This is a genomic window from Alloalcanivorax profundimaris, assembly GCF_015265435.1.
Lineage (GTDB): Bacteria > Pseudomonadota > Gammaproteobacteria > Pseudomonadales > Alcanivoracaceae > Alloalcanivorax > Alloalcanivorax profundimaris.
This window is the reverse complement of the sequence record NZ_JABJWH010000006.1, coordinates 127,363-142,120: the sequence shown is the minus strand read 5'-3', so window position 1 is coordinate 142,120 and position 14,758 is coordinate 127,363. Positions and strand designations below refer to the sequence as shown.

The 14,758-nt window shown below is 68.4% G+C and carries 18 protein-coding genes; 5 read left to right on the top strand and 13 right to left on the bottom strand.

Features of this window, described 5'->3' with window-relative positions:
• Positions 1-2: 2 nt before the first annotated feature.
• From flgK to flgB, 10 genes are all read right to left on the bottom strand, one after another.
• Positions 3-1,622 (bottom strand): flagellar hook-associated protein FlgK, encoded by a 1,620-nt coding sequence (gene flgK, locus HMJ39_RS03630; protein ID WP_194296307.1) that lies wholly within the window; start codon positions 1,620-1,622, stop codon positions 3-5.
• Positions 1,623-1,814: 192 nt separating this feature from the next.
• Positions 1,815-2,813, bottom strand: coding sequence for a flagellar assembly peptidoglycan hydrolase FlgJ (gene flgJ, locus HMJ39_RS03625; protein WP_194296306.1), 999 nt, complete (start codon positions 2,811-2,813; stop codon positions 1,815-1,817).
• A complete protein-coding gene (locus HMJ39_RS03620; protein WP_194296305.1) occupies positions 2,813-3,934 on the bottom strand; it encodes a flagellar basal body P-ring protein FlgI in 1,122 nt (373 codons plus the stop codon). The genes flgJ and HMJ39_RS03620 overlap by 1 nt, the downstream gene beginning before the upstream one ends.
• 18 nt (positions 3,935-3,952) lie before the next feature.
• Entirely contained in the window at positions 3,953-4,630 is a 678-nt protein-coding gene (locus HMJ39_RS03615) for a flagellar basal body L-ring protein FlgH (RefSeq protein ID WP_194296304.1), read from the bottom strand.
• A 19-nt stretch (positions 4,631-4,649) separates the two neighbouring features.
• On the bottom strand, positions 4,650-5,432 hold the full coding sequence (flgG, locus tag HMJ39_RS03610; protein WP_194296303.1) for a flagellar basal-body rod protein FlgG: 783 nt from the start codon (positions 5,430-5,432) through the stop codon (positions 4,650-4,652).
• A gap of 9 nt (positions 5,433-5,441) precedes the next feature.
• Positions 5,442-6,182 (bottom strand): flagellar basal body rod protein FlgF, encoded by a 741-nt coding sequence (locus tag HMJ39_RS03605; RefSeq protein WP_194296302.1) that lies wholly within the window; start codon positions 6,180-6,182, stop codon positions 5,442-5,444.
• A gap of 15 nt (positions 6,183-6,197) precedes the next feature.
• Positions 6,198-7,388 carry a flagellar hook protein FlgE gene (gene flgE, locus HMJ39_RS03600; protein WP_194296301.1) on the bottom strand — a complete coding sequence of 397 codons (1,191 nt, stop codon included), beginning with the start codon at positions 7,386-7,388 and terminating at the stop codon, positions 6,198-6,200.
• 26 nt (positions 7,389-7,414) lie between these two features.
• On the bottom strand, positions 7,415-8,101 hold the full coding sequence (gene flgD, locus HMJ39_RS03595; protein ID WP_194296300.1) for a flagellar hook assembly protein FlgD: 687 nt from the start codon (positions 8,099-8,101) through the stop codon (positions 7,415-7,417).
• The gene (flgC, locus tag HMJ39_RS03590; protein WP_161386070.1) at positions 8,101-8,505 is read right to left on the bottom strand and encodes a flagellar basal body rod protein FlgC; all 405 of its coding nucleotides are present in this window, start codon (positions 8,503-8,505) and stop codon (positions 8,101-8,103) included. Before flgC ends, flgD begins: the two co-directional genes overlap by 1 nt.
• An 18-nt stretch (positions 8,506-8,523) precedes the next feature.
• Positions 8,524-8,931, bottom strand: a complete 408-nt coding sequence (flgB, locus tag HMJ39_RS03585; protein WP_194296299.1) for a flagellar basal body rod protein FlgB — start codon at positions 8,929-8,931, stop codon at positions 8,524-8,526.
• 172 nt (positions 8,932-9,103) lie between these two features.
• On the opposite strand from flgB, the gene flgA reads away from it, so the two are divergent.
• From flgA to HMJ39_RS03560, 5 genes are all read left to right on the top strand, one after another.
• A complete protein-coding gene (gene flgA / locus HMJ39_RS03580; protein ID WP_194296298.1) occupies positions 9,104-9,823 on the top strand; it encodes a flagellar basal body P-ring formation chaperone FlgA in 720 nt (239 codons plus the stop codon).
• A gap of 86 nt (positions 9,824-9,909) precedes the next feature.
• Positions 9,910-10,188: a flagellar biosynthesis anti-sigma factor FlgM gene (flgM, locus tag HMJ39_RS03575; RefSeq protein ID WP_161386073.1), complete on the top strand. Its 279-nt coding sequence runs from the start codon at positions 9,910-9,912 to the stop codon at positions 10,186-10,188.
• Between the two features lies 1 nt (position 10,189).
• Positions 10,190-10,639 (top strand): flagella synthesis protein FlgN, encoded by a 450-nt coding sequence (locus tag HMJ39_RS03570; protein WP_194296297.1) that lies wholly within the window; start codon positions 10,190-10,192, stop codon positions 10,637-10,639.
• A 48-nt stretch (positions 10,640-10,687) separates the two neighbouring features.
• Positions 10,688-11,932, top strand: coding sequence for an EAL and HDOD domain-containing protein (locus HMJ39_RS03565; protein ID WP_194296296.1), 1,245 nt, complete (start codon positions 10,688-10,690; stop codon positions 11,930-11,932).
• 75 nt (positions 11,933-12,007) lie between these two features.
• Positions 12,008-12,433, top strand: a complete 426-nt coding sequence (locus HMJ39_RS03560) for a hypothetical protein (protein WP_194296295.1) — start codon at positions 12,008-12,010, stop codon at positions 12,431-12,433.
• Between the two features lie 267 nt (positions 12,434-12,700).
• Here HMJ39_RS03560 and rimI read toward each other — a convergent pair whose 3' ends face one another.
• From rimI to rrtA, 3 genes are read right to left on the bottom strand one after another with little or no spacing between them, the layout of a single operon-like run.
• Positions 12,701-13,201, bottom strand: coding sequence for a ribosomal protein S18-alanine N-acetyltransferase (rimI, locus tag HMJ39_RS03555; RefSeq protein ID WP_161386077.1), 501 nt, complete (start codon positions 13,199-13,201; stop codon positions 12,701-12,703).
• On the bottom strand, positions 13,201-14,061 hold the full coding sequence (locus HMJ39_RS03550; protein ID WP_194296294.1) for a hypothetical protein: 861 nt from the start codon (positions 14,059-14,061) through the stop codon (positions 13,201-13,203). The genes rimI and HMJ39_RS03550 overlap by 1 nt, the downstream gene beginning before the upstream one ends.
• A gap of 43 nt (positions 14,062-14,104) precedes the next feature.
• Positions 14,105-14,710 carry a rhombosortase gene (gene rrtA, locus HMJ39_RS03545; protein WP_194296293.1) on the bottom strand — a complete coding sequence of 202 codons (606 nt, stop codon included), beginning with the start codon at positions 14,708-14,710 and terminating at the stop codon, positions 14,105-14,107.
• Positions 14,711-14,758: the final 48 nt, after the last annotated feature.

Sequence of the window (14,758 nt, the reverse complement as noted above, 5' to 3'; positions counted from 1 at the left end):
GCTTAGCGCAGACCCAGAATGGCGTCCATGATGGTGGAGCCGGTCTGAATCACCTTGGCGTTGGCCTGATAAAACTGCTGGTAACGGATCAGGTTGGCGGCTTCCTCATCCAGGTTGACCCCGGACTCGGACTGCTGCACCGCTCTGAGTTGTTCGCTGAGGCCCTGCTGGGCTTCCAGGTTCACCTGGACGATGTTGGTGCGGTTGCCCACCTCGCCCACCATGGAGGCGTAGGCGCCGTTAAGGGTGGCGCTGCCGCCCACCAGCAGGGCGTCCTGGAGGTCCTGCATGGCCAGGGCGTTTTCGTTGTCGCCGCTGCCACCACCCTGGCCGGCGGCGATCAGGCCGGCTTCATGGATGCGGTTTTGCAGGCCGCCGGCGGCCTGGCGGGTGGGCTGCAGCTGAAAGCGGTCGCCGTCCACCAGGGTGCCGGCGTTGCCGATGCTGACCACGGTACCGCCGATGGCCATCTCGCCGCTGGCGTCCAGGGTGGCGGTGAAGCTCTCGCCGGTGTCGCGGCGGGTGACCTTGAATTCCCCGGCGCCGGCGTCGGTCACCACCAGGTCGTAGTCGCTGGCGGTGAGCTGGTCCACGTCGCCGTAGGCGGCGCTGATGCTGGCGCCACCGGTGTTGCGGTCATTCACGAAGGCACGGGGCTGGCCCACGTCGAACAGGGCCTGGCCGGGATCGCCGTTCAGGTCGGTGCCGGCCTGGTGCTGGTCGTTCAGGGCGGTGGCCAGGGACACCGCCAGGCGGCCCAGCTGGTTCTGGGTTTTGTCCAGGCTCTCGTTGCGGAAGGTGAGCATGCCGCCCAGGGCACCGCCGCTCAGGGAATCCTGATCCAGCTCCACCTGGTTGCCGGCGGAATCGTTGTAACCGATCACCGTGCGGGTGGGGTCCTCGGCGGAGGGCTGGGTGGTCAGCGAGAAGCTGCGCGAGCCGGCGACGATGGGCTGGCCATTGCCGATGGACAGGTTGTAGGTGCCGCTTTCCTGGATCGTCAGGGTGACGTCGAGCCGTTCGTTGAGGTCCGCCACCAGCTTGTCGCGCTGGTTGAGCATGCTGTTCGGGGCTTCGCCGTTCTTGGCCTTGGCCAGGGCGATTTCCCGGTTCAGGTTGGCGATCTGCTCGGCGCCGTTGTTGATCTGGGTAACCTCGTCGCGGAGCTTGCCGTCCAGACCGTCCTGCATGTCCTGCAAATAGCCATCGAAGGCGCGGAACTGGGCCGCCAGGGTATCGGCGGAGCCCATCACGCCCTGGCGGGCGGCCGGGTCCGAGGGCGTGGAGGCCAGATCCTCCAGGGAGGAGAAGAAGTTCTGCATCAGCGGCGCCAGGCCCGCTTCCCGGTCCGCCAGCAGGTTGTCGATCTGGCTGATCTGGGTGTGGTAGCTGGCCAGGGCGCTGGCCTTGCTGTTGGCGGCGTTGAGCTGGCCGGCCACGTACTGGTCGTACTGGCGCTGGATGTCGTTAACCTGGACGCCGCCGCTCACGTTGCGCTCGCCGAGCAGGGTCAGCTCCCGGTTGTAGCCGGGCGTGTAGACGTTGCTGATGTTGTTGCTGGTGGTGTTGAGCGCGTTCTGGGCGGCGTTCAGGCCGCTCAGACCGATGGAGAAAAGACTCATGGTCGCCTTCCTTTAACCGTTATGCCCGTTATCGGCGGCGGGCGGGTTTTCTTTAGGTTCATCGGGCTTTTAGTGCGTGCTCTCCAGCCGGGACGCTTCGAGGTAGCGTCACGGGCGGCTCCGTAGCGGTGGCGGCGTTGCGCTTCAGTCGCGATGAAGCTGGCACGGCGATGATCGCGACTAAAGTCGCTCCTACGGTGCCAATCGATCATGGCGGGAGCGACCGGGCGGCATGCTGGCCAGCCGCTGCGTGGTGATGCCCCCGATGCGGTCCATCACCGCCACCAGCTTGTCCGCGTAGGCCGGGTCGGTGGCGTAGCCGCCGTCCTGCAGGGCGCGGGCGGCCTGGTCGGCGCTGCCGGCACGCAGCACGCCGGCGTAGCGGCCGTTGCCGGTAAGCAGACGACCATGGTCGGCGAACGCCTCCTGATAGGAATCGTAGACCCGGAAGCGTTCCACGCGCTTGACCCTCTGGCCGTCGATGTATTCGTGTGTGGTAACGTCGGTGGTCTTGCCTTGCCAGCCGGCGCCGGCCTTGATGGCGAACAGGTTATGGCTGTCGGCGCCGTCCTCGGTGGTGATGCGGTGGCGGCCCCAGCCGGTTTCCAGGGCCGCCTGGGCCAGGATCAGCGGCGCCGGGACGCCGGTGCGGCGCTCGGCGTCCCGGGCCGGGCCGGCCAGCTGGTCGACGAAGGCTTTCGGGGTGGCCGGCGGGTTGGCCGCCGCCAGCAGCGGCGGCCGGGGTGCTTCGGCGCGCGTGGAGCGATCGGCGCGGTCGCTGGCGCCGGTGTCGCGCCCGGTCGCTGCCCCGTCGGTGGCCGGCGCCGTGGCCGCGCCGTTCTCGGCCCGCGACACGCCGGGCAGCGCCCGGGGCGTGCCCCTGGGAATGCCGGCGCGATCGGAAAGCTGGGCCACCAGCTGGTCCGCCAGACCCACGCCGCGCCCGGCCAGATGCTGGGAGAGCTGCTGGTCGAACAGGGATTCATAGAAGCGGGTCTGGCTGCTGTCGAGCAGGTCGGCGCGGGGCACGGCGTCGCGCATGGCCTTGATCATGCGGTGCAGAAACAACGATTCGAACTGCTCGGCGGTTTCCCGCAGGGCGCCGCCGGGGTCCCGGGCGGCGCCGCGCTTGAGCCGGTCCAGGCCCTGTACATCGAGGGCGAAGTCGCCCCGCGTGACGTCGCCGTTCATCACAGAATCTCCAGTTCCGCGCGCAGGGCGCCGGCGGCCTTGAGCGCTTCGAGAATGGACATCAGGTCCTGGGGGGTGGCGCCCAGGGCATTGAGGGCGTCCACCACCTGCATCAGGTCGGCGCCTTCCACCACGCGCAGAACGCCGCGCTGCTGGCTGATGGAGATGTCGCTGTCCGGCACCACGGCGGTGTCGCCGTCACCGAACGGGGCCGGCTGGCTGACACCGAAGCTGGTGTCGATCACCACGGACAGGTTGCCGTGGGCCACCGCCGCCGGTTTCAGGGTGACGCGACCGTTGAGCACCACGGACCCGGTGCGGGCGTTGATCACCACCTTGGCCGGTGCTTCCGTGGGCGTCACGTAGACCCGCTCCACCCGCGCCATGAAGCTGACCCGGTCATTGGCGGTGGTGGGCCCTTGCAGGCGGATGGTGCGGCCGTTGGCGGCGCTGGCCACGGGCCGGCCGAATTCGCTGTTGATGGCGCGCACCGCCCGCTCGGCGGTGCCGAAGTCGGCCTCCTTGAGCTGCAGTTCCAGCACGCCGTTGGCTTCGCCCAGGGCCAGGGGCACTTCCCGCTCCACCAGGGCGCCGTTGGCGATGCGGCCGCTGGCCTGCTGGTTGATCTGCACGCTGCTGCCGCCGGCCTCCGCGCCGGCGCCGCCCACCAGCAGGTTGCCCTGGGCCAGGGCGTAGGTGGCGCCGTCGGCGCCCTTGAGCGGGGTCATCAGCAGGGTGCCGCCGCGCAGGCTGCGGGCGTTGCCGATGGACGACACCACCACATCCAGGCGCTGGCCCGGGGCGGCGAAAGGCGGCAGGTTGGCGGTCACCATCACCCCGGCCACGTTGCGCAGCTGCATGTTGGTGCCCTCGGGAATGGTGATGCCGAGCTGGCTGAACATGTTGCGCAGGCTCTGGGTGGTGAACGGCGTCTGCATGGTCTGGTCACCGCTGCCGTCGAGCCCCACCACCAGGCCGTAGCCCACCAGCACGTTGTCGCGCACGCCGGCGAAATCCGCCAGCTCGCGGAGCGGCTCGGCGCGCAGCGGCGCCGCCACCGACAGGGCCGCCAGCGCCAGCAGGAGGGCGGCGCGCCGCACGAATTCCGGGAAAGATGCCATGGTCCCTGCGCCTCGCCGTCAGAAGGGGGAAATGTTCAGGAAGAAGCGCTGCAGCCAGCCCATGTGCTGCGCTTCGTTGATGTAGCCGTCGCCCACGTACTCGATGCGCGCGTCCGCCACCTGGGTGGAGGTGACCCGGTTGCCGACGCTGATCTCCCGGGGGTCCACCACGCCGGAGAAGCGGATGAATTCGGTGCCCTGGTTGATCAGGATCTGCTTCTCGCCGCGCACCCGCAGGTTGCCGTTGCCGAGGATCTCCAGCACCGTCACCGTGATGGTGCCGGTGAAGGTGTTGCGCGCCTGGGAACCGCCGCCGCCCTGGAAGGTGTTCTCCCCGGCCAGGTCGAAGCCGTAGTCACTGAGATCCTCCAGCCCCTTGGGCACCGCCGTGGGGGTGAGCGTGGCGGAGCCGTTGCGGTCGGCATTGCTCTGCGAGCTTTTCGAGGCGCTGACCTGTTCGTCGACCAGCACGGTGAGCACATCGCCCACCATCACCGGGCGCCGGTCCTCGAACAGCGGCCGGTAGCCGCGCCGGGCCTGGAACAGCGAGCCATTGGGTTCCGGCGGCGGCGGTTGCGCAATCGCCACCTTCTCCTGCTCGCCCACCACCGAGGGTTGCGGCAGCTGGGCGCAGCCGGCCAGGGACAGGACGGCGGCAACCAGGGCGGTCACGGCACGGCGCGGCACGACGTTCATCAGGCTCTCCCGGGGTCCGTTACAGCTGCGTCAGCCGCGACAGCATTTCGTCGGAGGTTTGCACCGCCTTGCTGTTGATTTCGTAGGCGCGCTGGGTCTGGATCATGTTGACCATTTCCTCCACCACGTTGACGTTGGAGGTCTCCACGTACTTGTGGTACAGGCTGCCGGCGCCGTTCATGCCGGGCATGCTTTCGGTGCGCAGGCCGGAGCTGGTGGTCTCCAGGTAGAGGTTCTCGCCGATGCTTTCCAGGCCGGCCGGATTGACGAAGGTGGACACGGTGAGCTGGCCCACCTCCACGCTTTCGCTGGAGCCCGGTTCGGTGACCGACACCAGGCCGTCCTTGCCGACGGTGATTTCCAGGGCGTTCTCCGGAATCATCACCGCCGGTTCCAGGGGGTAGCCGCTGGAGGTGACCATCTGGCCGTTCTGGTCGAGCTGGAAGCTGCCGTCCCGGGTGAAGGCCACGTTGCCGTCGGGCATGCGCACCTGGAAGAAGCCCTTGCCGTTGATGGCCAGATCCCGGGAGTTGCCGGTGTTCTCCAGCCCGCCCTGGCTGTGCAGACGCTCGGTGGCCACCGGGCGCACGCCGGAGCCCACCTGCATGCCCGAGGGCAGCGAGTTCTGTACGTCGTTGGCGCCGCCGGGTTGCCGCAGGTTCTGGTACAGCAGGTCCTCGAACACGGCGCGGGATTTCTTGAAGCCATTGGTGCTGACGTTCGCCAGGTTGTTGGCGATCACGTCCATCTTCACCTGCTGGGATTCAAGGCCGGTTTTCGCGGTCCAGAGTGATTTGATCATGAGATTTCCTCAGTTGATCGACAGCAGGCTGTTGGCCCGCTGGTCGTTTTCATCGGCGCTTTGGATCACCTTCATCTGCATTTCGTAGCGGCGACCGTTGTCGATCATCGCCACCATGCTGTCGATGGCGCTCACGTTGCTGCCCTCCAGGGCGCCGGAGATCATTCGCGCTTCCTCATCCAGGGCCAGCTGGCCGCCGTCGGCGGGACGGAACAGGCCGTCCTGCCCCCGGGTCAGGCCGGCGTCGGTGCCGTCCACCATCTTCACCCGGCCAACGCGCACCAGGGCGTCCGGATCCTGGCCGGGGCCAATGGCGCTCAGGGTGCCGTCGGCGCCCATGGACACCTGGGCGCCCAGGGGCACCACGATCGGGCCGCCCTCGCCAATCACCGGGCGGCCGGCGCTGTTGAGCACGCCGTCGCCGTCCACCTGCAGATCGCCGCGCCGGGTGTAGGCCTCGCCGCCGTCCTCGCTCTGCACCGCCAGCCAGGCATTGCCCTGCAGGGCCACGTCCAGGTCGCGGCCGGTGGCGTTCATGGGGCCGGCGGAGAAGTCCGACCCCGGGGTGGCGGCGACCACCGAGGCGCGGGTGGGCAGCGCCGCGTCACCCTGCACCGGCACCGCGCGCAGGGCGTGCAACTGGCCCCGGAAGCCGGCGGTGGAGACGTTGGCCAGGTTGTTGCTGACCACCGCCTGGCGGTCCATGGTCTGCTTGGCGCCGCTCATGGCGGTGTAGAGGATGCGATCCATCGTGGCGGCTCCCTATCAGCGCAGGTTCACGGCGCTTTGCAGCACCTCGTCCTGCACCTTGATGGTCTGGGTGTTGGCCTGGTAGTTGCGCTGGGCGACGATCAGGTCCACCAGTTCCGAGGTCAGGTCCACGTTGGATTTCTCGATGGTGCCGGATTCCAGGCCACCGAACTGACCTTCCCCGGCCAGGCCCAGCAACGGCTGACCGGAGGTGCCGGTTTCCACCCAGGCGTTGTCGCCGGCCATCTCCAGACCTTCCGGGTTGCGGAAGTTGGCCAGGGCGATGGTGCCCAGCGCCTGGGATTTCTCGTTGGAATAGTTGCCGATGATGTTGCCGGTTTCATCGAAGGTGATGCCCACCAGGGAGCCGGCGGCGGAGCCGTTCTGGGTCAGGGTGTCCATGGCGAAGCCATTGCCGAACTGGGTGGTGCCGTCGAAGTCGATGTCGAAGTTCATCGGGTCGGCGCCGCCACCCGGGGTGAAGGCATAGGTCGGCAAGGTACTGGCCGTTTCGTCGAGCACGCCGTTGCCGTCGAACACCAGCTCACCGACGTTGGTGGCGTCGGCGCTGCCGTCCAGGGCCACGCGCACTTCCCAGGTGTTGTCGGCGGTCTTGGTGAAGTAGGTGGTCATGGTGTGCTGCACGCCCAGGGAATCGTAGGCGGTGCCGGTGTTGGCGTAGGAGTAGGTGTCGCCGTCGGTGGCGTCGAAGGGCGTGGTGCCACGGTCGATGGTGTCGGCGGTGGCGTCCATCTGGAAGGAGCCCTGCACCGCGGTGGTGGCCACGGCGGCCATGGCGCCGGCCGGCACCTGCAGGGTTTCCGGCTGGCCGCCGGTGCCGACGCCGGCGGGGAAGCCGGTGAGGCGCGCGCCCTGGGCGTTTTCCAGATAGCCGTCGCTCGTCAGGCTGAGCTGGCCGTTGCGGGAATAGACGATCTCCTCGCCTTGCTGAAAGCGGAAGAACCCGCCGCCGTTAATGGCCAGGTCCAGGTTGCGGCCGGTGGATTCCAGGGTGCCGTTGGAGAAGTCCTGCAACACCGCGGCCACGCGCACGCCCTGGCCGGCCATGGCGCCGGTGTAGACGTCGGCGAACTGGGTGCTGGCACCCTTGAAACCCACGGTCTGGGAGTTGGCGATGTTGTTGCCCACCACGTCCAGGTTGATGGCGGCGGAATTAAGACCACTGAGTGCCTGTGAAAAACCCATCTGATTGCTCCTCGAGGTTGTTCGGGTCAGAGAATCTGGCGGATATCCGCCAGAGTCACTTGTTCGGAAATGCCGCCCAGATCCAGACGCGGCGCCCCTTCCTGGTCCAGGCTGACGCCGTTCACCAGGGCATAGTTGAGTTGCACGGTGTCCAGGCTCTCGCCATCGGCGCTGGCCTCCACCGACACGGTGTAGGCGCCCTTGGGCGCGGTTTCACCGTTGTCCATCTCGCCGTTCCAGGTGAAGGATTCCACCCCGGCGTCCATGGCGAAGCTCTCGAAGCGACGCACCACCTCGCCGCTTTCGTTGCGGATGGTGATGTTCACTTCGTCGGCGGATTGCTCCAGTTCCACGCCGAACGGCGTGGTGCTGCCGTCCTCGCCCACCAGCACCCGCTGGCCGGGCACCAGCACGCCCTTGCCGATCAGGCCGGAGGCCTGGATCGCCTGGCCGGCGTCGATCTGGCCGGTGATCGATTCCAGGGTGGCGTTGAGGTCCTGAATGCCGCTGACGGTGTTGATCTGCGCCAGCTGCGAGGTCATCTCGGCGTTTTCCATGGGGTTCATGGGGTCCTGGTTGCGCAGCTGGGTCACCAGCAGGGTCATGAAGCTGTCCTGCAGATCGGCGCCGCCGCCGGAGGCGGCCGCCGCGCGAGCGGCGCCGGCGCTGCCGTTGATCGCGTTCATAACGCCGGAATCAATGGTCGAGGGCATCAGTTTTCTCCCAGGGTCAGGGTCTTGATCATCAGTTGCTTGCCGGTGTTCAGCACTTCCACGTTGGCCTGGTAGGAACGCGACGCGGAGATCATGTTGACCATCTCGTGGACCGGCTCCACGTTGGGCATGGTCACGTAGCCCTGGTCATCGGCGAGCGGATGGTGGGGGCGGTATTCCTGGCGCATGGGGGCGTCGTCCTCCACCACGCCGCGCACCGACACCCCGCCGATGCCGCCTTCCTGCCCGCGCGCCTCGAACATCACCTGCTTGGCGCGGTAGGCCTCGCCATCCGGGCCGGCCACGCTGTCGGCGTTGGCCAGGTTGCTGGCGGTGACGTTCATGCGTTGCGACTGGGCCGCCATGGCGGAGCCGGAAATATCGAAAAGCGAAAACATGGACATGAGAATCTCCTGGCGCCCTTATTCGGACTGCATGGCGGATTTAAGGCCCTGAATACGGCCGTTGAGCATGGTGAGCGCGGCCTGGTAGCGCACCGCGTTGTCGGCGAATTGCACCCGTTCCACATCCATGTCCACAGTGTTGCCGTCCAGGCTGGGCTGGGCCGGTACCCGGTAGAGCAGATCCCCCACGTCGCGGCCGTGGCTCTGGGCGGGAATATGCCCGGCGGCGGTGGTGCGCAAGGCCAGGCCGCCGCTGGCGCCATTGTCCATGGCGCGGGACAACTCCCGGCCGAAGTCAAAATCGCGGGCCTTGTAGTGGGGGGTATCCGCGTTGGCGATGTTGTTGGCCAGCACCTGTTGACGCTGGTGGCGCAGTCCAAGCGCCTCCTGGTCGTAGTTCAGGGCGGCGGCGAGCCGGTCGATCATGCCGAAACTCCACGAAAATACGGTCGATGGCAGACTAACCAGGATGGGGTCACGGCAAAGGCGTGAACAGGACACGGTTTCGGCCCCATTTCGATTCATCGCCCGGGTGACGGGCTCCTTAGAATGCCGGTATGAAAACGCGATACGGAAACGCGAAGGGAGCACCCGGATCATGAACGCCCGATGCCTTCAACGGGGCCCGCGCCGGCTCGCCGCGCTGCTCGCCGGCCTGCTGCTGGTGCCCGCCGCCCCGGGCGCCCCGCTGGACGATGCCCCGGCGGACGACGCCGTGGCGACGCGGGTCCAGGCCTATCTGGAAGAGCGCGCCGCCGGGCTGGACGGCCGGGTCTCGGTCACCGTGGCGCCGGCCACCGCCGCCATGCCACCCTGCCCTTCGCCGCGCCCGTTCATGCCGGGCCGGGAACAGCCCCTGGCGGGTCGGGTCACGGTGGGGGTTCATTGCGATGACGGGGGCGCCACGGTGCGCTACCGGCGCGCCCGGGTGTCGGTGATCGGCGATTACTGGGTCACCGCCCGGCGCCTGGAAGCCGGCACCGTGATCGACGACGGCGCCCTGGAACGCCGCCACGGCGACCTGGCGGCGCTGCCGGACCAGGCGGTGCTGGACAAACAGGCCCTGCTGGGCCGCGAGGCGCGCCGCGCCCTGGCCGCCGGCCAGGTGCCCCGCGCCCATCAGATTCGCAAGCCGCCCCTGGTGGCGCGGCGCCAGACCGTGACCCTGGTGGCCGGCGGTGACGGCTTCCGCATTACCCGGGAGGGCCACGCCCTGGACGAAGCGGCCCTGGGCGGCCCGGTGCGGGTGCGCCTGCCCAACCGTGAGGTGGTCACGGCGCGGGTCACCGGCCCCGGCGAGGCGCGGGTAAGCTATTGAAAATGGGACCGTCATCACGGATTGGGACTAAAGTTCCCCATGGCGGGGCCGATACTCCGGGATGACAGCGTGATGGAGGGTTTCCCTTGAAAATCGATAACGTTTCCCACCTGTATCCGCCGGGAACGGTGAATCAGGGCAAGGCCGGCGAAAAGGTCGGCACCGACGGCCAGCGACCGGACGCCGCCAGCGCCGGTGAAGTGGCGCATCTGCGCGCGCCCACCGGCGACGGCCAGGACATCGACCAGGCCCGGGTGGAGGAAGTGCGCCAGGCGATCGCCGAAGGCCGCCTGGAAATCCGCGCCGACCGCATCGCCGACGGCCTGATCCAGAGCGTCCAGGACCTGCTTGGCGAGGACCGCTGAAATGAGCCTGGCGGCCCATTTGCAGCGCCACGGTGAGCGCCTCGACGAACTGGTGGATTTGCTGGAGCGCGAACGGGCGCTGCTGGCCGCCGGGGAGGTGGACGGCGCCGAACTGGGCCGCCTGGCGGAACGCAAGCAGGCCTGCCTGGCGGCGCTGGACGATTTCGAGCGCCGCCGCCGGGAAGTGCAGCGCCGCCTGGGCTACCGCGATGACCGGGAAGGCGACCGCCGGGCCGCCCGCCAGGCCGGTTGCGCCGACCTGTGGGCGACCCTCCAGGCCACCGCGCAACGGGCCGCCGAACTGAATCGCACCAACGGCGTACTGATCGGAGTGCGCATGGAAAGCAACCAGCGCCTTCTAAACGGGCTGCGGGAATGGGCCGGACGCGGCCTGTACGGCCCCGACGGCCAGGCAAGGGCCGGCGGCGGGCGCGTTGACCAGCGCGCCTGAACCGCGCCGCCCCGCGGCAAGCCACATTCATCACAGGAACACCAATCCGTGACGAAAACCCGGGATATCCTCGACGAGGACGAAAAAATCGACGTCTTGCTGGCCTGCCGGCCGGTGTACAACCGAGGCCAGGACGTGGCCGCCATCCAACTGCTGCTGGAGCAGAACGGCGGCGACCAGGGCGCCTCCCTGTCCGACCTGGAACACTCCTCGCCGGTGATCCTGGGCACCTATGCGTCGCTGTTCCAGAACGGCCGCGTGGAAGCGGTGCCCACCTTCCTGCGGGTGTCCGAGGAAGTGGTGCTGGCGCCCCAGCTCACCGCCCTGCCGAAGAAACAGTACATCCTGGAAATTCCCGGCGACCTGCTGCTGACCTCGGACCTGGTGGAACGCCTGCGCGGCCTGGCCCGACGCGGCTACCGCCTGGCCCTGGCAGATTACGACCCGGACGATGACGAACTGGACGTGCTGCTGGACGTGGTGCACATCGTCAAGGTCAACACCCGCCAGCTGGACCGTGACGGCGTGCGCCGCGCCGCCGAGCGGCTGCGCCGCCATGGCGTGGAAATGCTCGCCGACCGGCTCGACGATCGGGGCGCCTTCCGCCATTGCGTGGAGCTGGGTTTCGACTATTACCAGGGCGACTTCCTGCGCGCCCCGGAGCCGGTGAAAGGCAAGAAAATCGCCGGCAACAAGCTCCTTTTGCTGCAACTGCTCTCGGAGCTGCACAGCCCGGACGCCTCCCCGGCGCGGCTGGAGGAAATCGCCATCAAGGACGCCCAGCTCACCTGGCGCATCCTGCGCACGGTGAACTCCGCCGCCATGGGCCTGCGCCGGGAGGTGAACTCCATTTCCCACGCCATCGCCCTGCTCGGGCTGGACGAAATCCGCCGCTGGGCGAACCTGTTCCTGGTGGAGGGCGCCCCGGAAAAACCCGAGGCCCTGACCCGGGACATGCTGGTGCGCGGGCGCATGTGCGAGGCGCTCTCGGAACTGTGCGACCGGGCCAACCCGGTGGACCACTTCATCGTCGGGCTGCTCTCGCAGCTGGACGCCCTGCTCGACATCGGCATGCCGGAACTGATGGAACAGGTGCCCCTGAGCCAGGACGTCAAGGCCGCCCTGCTGCAACGCGCCGGCGGCCTCGGCGAAATCCTCACCGAGGTGGAAGCCTACCAGGCGGGCCGCTTCGACGCCCTGCGCCTGCTCGGCGACCGCCGCTATTACGAAGTGGCCTACCGGCACAGCGTCGCCTGGGCCCGCCAGGTGCAGCAGGCCATGTCCCCGGACTGACCGGGGACGGGCGGTGAACGCCCGTGCTACAGTAGCGCGCCACCGGAATCCAATAATCGATAACAAGGATGCCCCATGCGCGCGCTTTTTCTCGCCCCTCTGCTGATCCTGTCCGCCCTGCTGGTCGCCTGCGGCGACACACCCGACGACGGCGTGATCCGTGACGCCCTGGAGCAGGAACTGCAACGGGCCCACCTGGACGGGCTGTTCACCGTCACCGAGGTGGAGATCCTCGAGGCCTACCCCCAGGACAACGACGACCAGCTCACCCTGGACGTGCGCTACACCATGGAAGCCCGCCAGGGCCTGTCCGAATACAGTCAGACGGTGAAAAACGACGAGGAGCGCGACGCCATGGACCGCTTCGCCATGGTCATGGCGCTGGCGGCGGTCCGGGTGGAATTCGGCGATTTCGAGGAAGGCGACACCTTCAACCAGGAACGCCGCCTGGACCTGCGCCGCACCGACGAAGGCTGGCGCATCCCGCGCCCGGAACGGTAGCGCCGCCCGGCCGGCGTTCCGCTTCAGTCGCGATCAACCGCCGTACCACCTTCATCGCGACTGAAGTCGCTCCTACCCAACCCCCACCTACGGAGCCGCGCGAGACGCTACCTCGGAGCGTCCCGGTGTGGTCCCCCTTTCCGGGACCCTTGAGAACAGGACGTTCGAAAGGGAGCCTACAGGGACGTACTCGCGGCGTTCCCGGAAAGGGGGACCACACCGGGACGCGGCCACGATGGAGGGTTCTCCACTAACGCGCGAACAGCCTTACTTATGGCAGCCGGCGATCTCCACCATCATCAGCACCGCGTCCTCCCGGGCCTCCGCCCGGGTACGGTAGTAGCCCTTGCGGCGCCCCGTTTCCTCGAACCCCAGCTCCCGATACAGACGCTGGGCGCCATGGTTGCCGGCACGCACCTCCAGGAACATCACCGACATGTCCTCCGCCTCGGCGGCCGCCAGGGCCCGGCGCAGCATCCAGCGGGCCAGCCCGCGGCGCTGCCAGGCCGGGGCCACGGCAATGTTGAGCAGGTGACATTCGTCGAGCACGCTGGAAAGAATCATGAAGGCCACCGGCACGCCGTCCACGGTGGCCACCTGGCAGCGATAACCGCTACGCAGGCAGTCGCGGAAATTGCCCGGGCTCCAGGGAGTGACCTGGCTGGCCTCCTCGATGGCCTGCACCCGGTCCAGGTCGGCGCTGGTCAGGGCGCGCAGCCGGGCGCCGGCCGGGCCGTCCGCCCGGGCATTGCTCACCGCTCCCACCATCAGCCGCGCCCGCCGAACCCCTCGGTCACCATGGCCCGCCAGCTGTCACGCTTGTGGCGCACCGGCTCGGCGAGCATTTCCTCCAGGCTGCTCACCACCAGCGCCGGCAGGTCACCGAGCTGGAACGGTTGATAGCGCGGTTGCTCGAACAGCGCGCCGGCCAGGTTGTCGTCCAGGCACATCAGCACCCGCTCGCCGCCCTGTCGGCGGGCCAGGCCGGCGACGAAGGCGCGCAGCGCCTGGGCCGCTTCTCCGGCGCCGGTGGGCTGCCCGGCCAGCGGGCAATAGAAACGGCGCGGCCGCTCCCGGCCGGCGCCGAATACCGCCAGCAGGGAACCGGCCAGGGTGCCGGCGTGACGCCCCAGTTCCGGGGCACTGGGGTCCTCCTGCTGGAACACCACCCAGGTGTCGCCGGCCAGGTGCACTTCCAGGGTGAATACCAGAACATCCGCTCGACCGCCGCCCTCCGTGAACGTCCCCTGAGTCTCCGCCACCCGCGCCTCTTCCCGGGGCGGTGACGCCTGCCCGGGCGGCGGTTCTTGCACCGGCCGCGAAGGCTGTTCCTCGCGCGCTGAGGGCTCTCTACCCCCCGCTGAGGGCTCTCTACCTTCACCTCCCGCTGAGGGCTTTTTACCTTCACCTACCGCTGAGGGCTCTTCCCCCGGCGGCGCCGAAGGGGCCGTGGCCGGCCTGGGCACCACGGAGGCGGGCACCGCGTCGGCCACTGGCGCCGGCTGGCCGTCGGTTTCCGCGTCCCAGTCCAGCGTTTCGCTGGGCGCCGCGCCGGGCAGGGGCGTCAGCGCCACCCAGGGGGTCAGTCCCAGGGCCCGCAAATAGCTTTGGCGTTGCGCTTCGTTCATGGTCGGCTCGGTGAAAACACGGATGACGCGCAGCTTAGCAAATTCACGCCCGCGGCTGTATCGCGGGACGACCAAACCGGGCCGCCAGCCCCTGGGCCACGGCCAACAAGGCCCCGGCAAGGGCGCCGTACAGATGGGCGTTCACGTAGACCCGGCCGTGGATCCAGGCGCGCAGGTAATCCAGATCATAGCCCGGCATCTGCTCCCAGATCAGGCGGCCCACCACCAGCGCCAGCACCACGGAATGCAGCACCGGGTTGCCGCGCCAGCCGATCACCAGGCAGTACACCAGCAGCCCCTGCAGCAGGCCGGACAGACCCACGTACCAGTCCAGCCCCGGGTCCAGCACGAACATGGCCAGGCTCACCAGGGGCGCGCTGACCAGGAACCACAGCCAGAACCGGCGGCGGTCCAGCAAGTCACGGAAGAAGAACAGGATCAGCCCCAGGCCGGCCAGGTTCATCAGGGTGTGCCAGTGGTTCAGATGGACCAGGTGGGCGCTGAACAGACGCCAAATCTGACCCGCCTCAAGCGCCGCGCGATCATAGCGCAAGGTCGCATTGACCCAGGCATGGGCCAGGCCCAGGATCAGGACCAGGGCGGCAAAGGCGGCGGCGTGGATGAACAGCTTGGGGTCGCGGGCTTTCATGGGCGCAGCATACGCCGGCGGCCCGGAATTGCCCACTGCGCGCCGGCC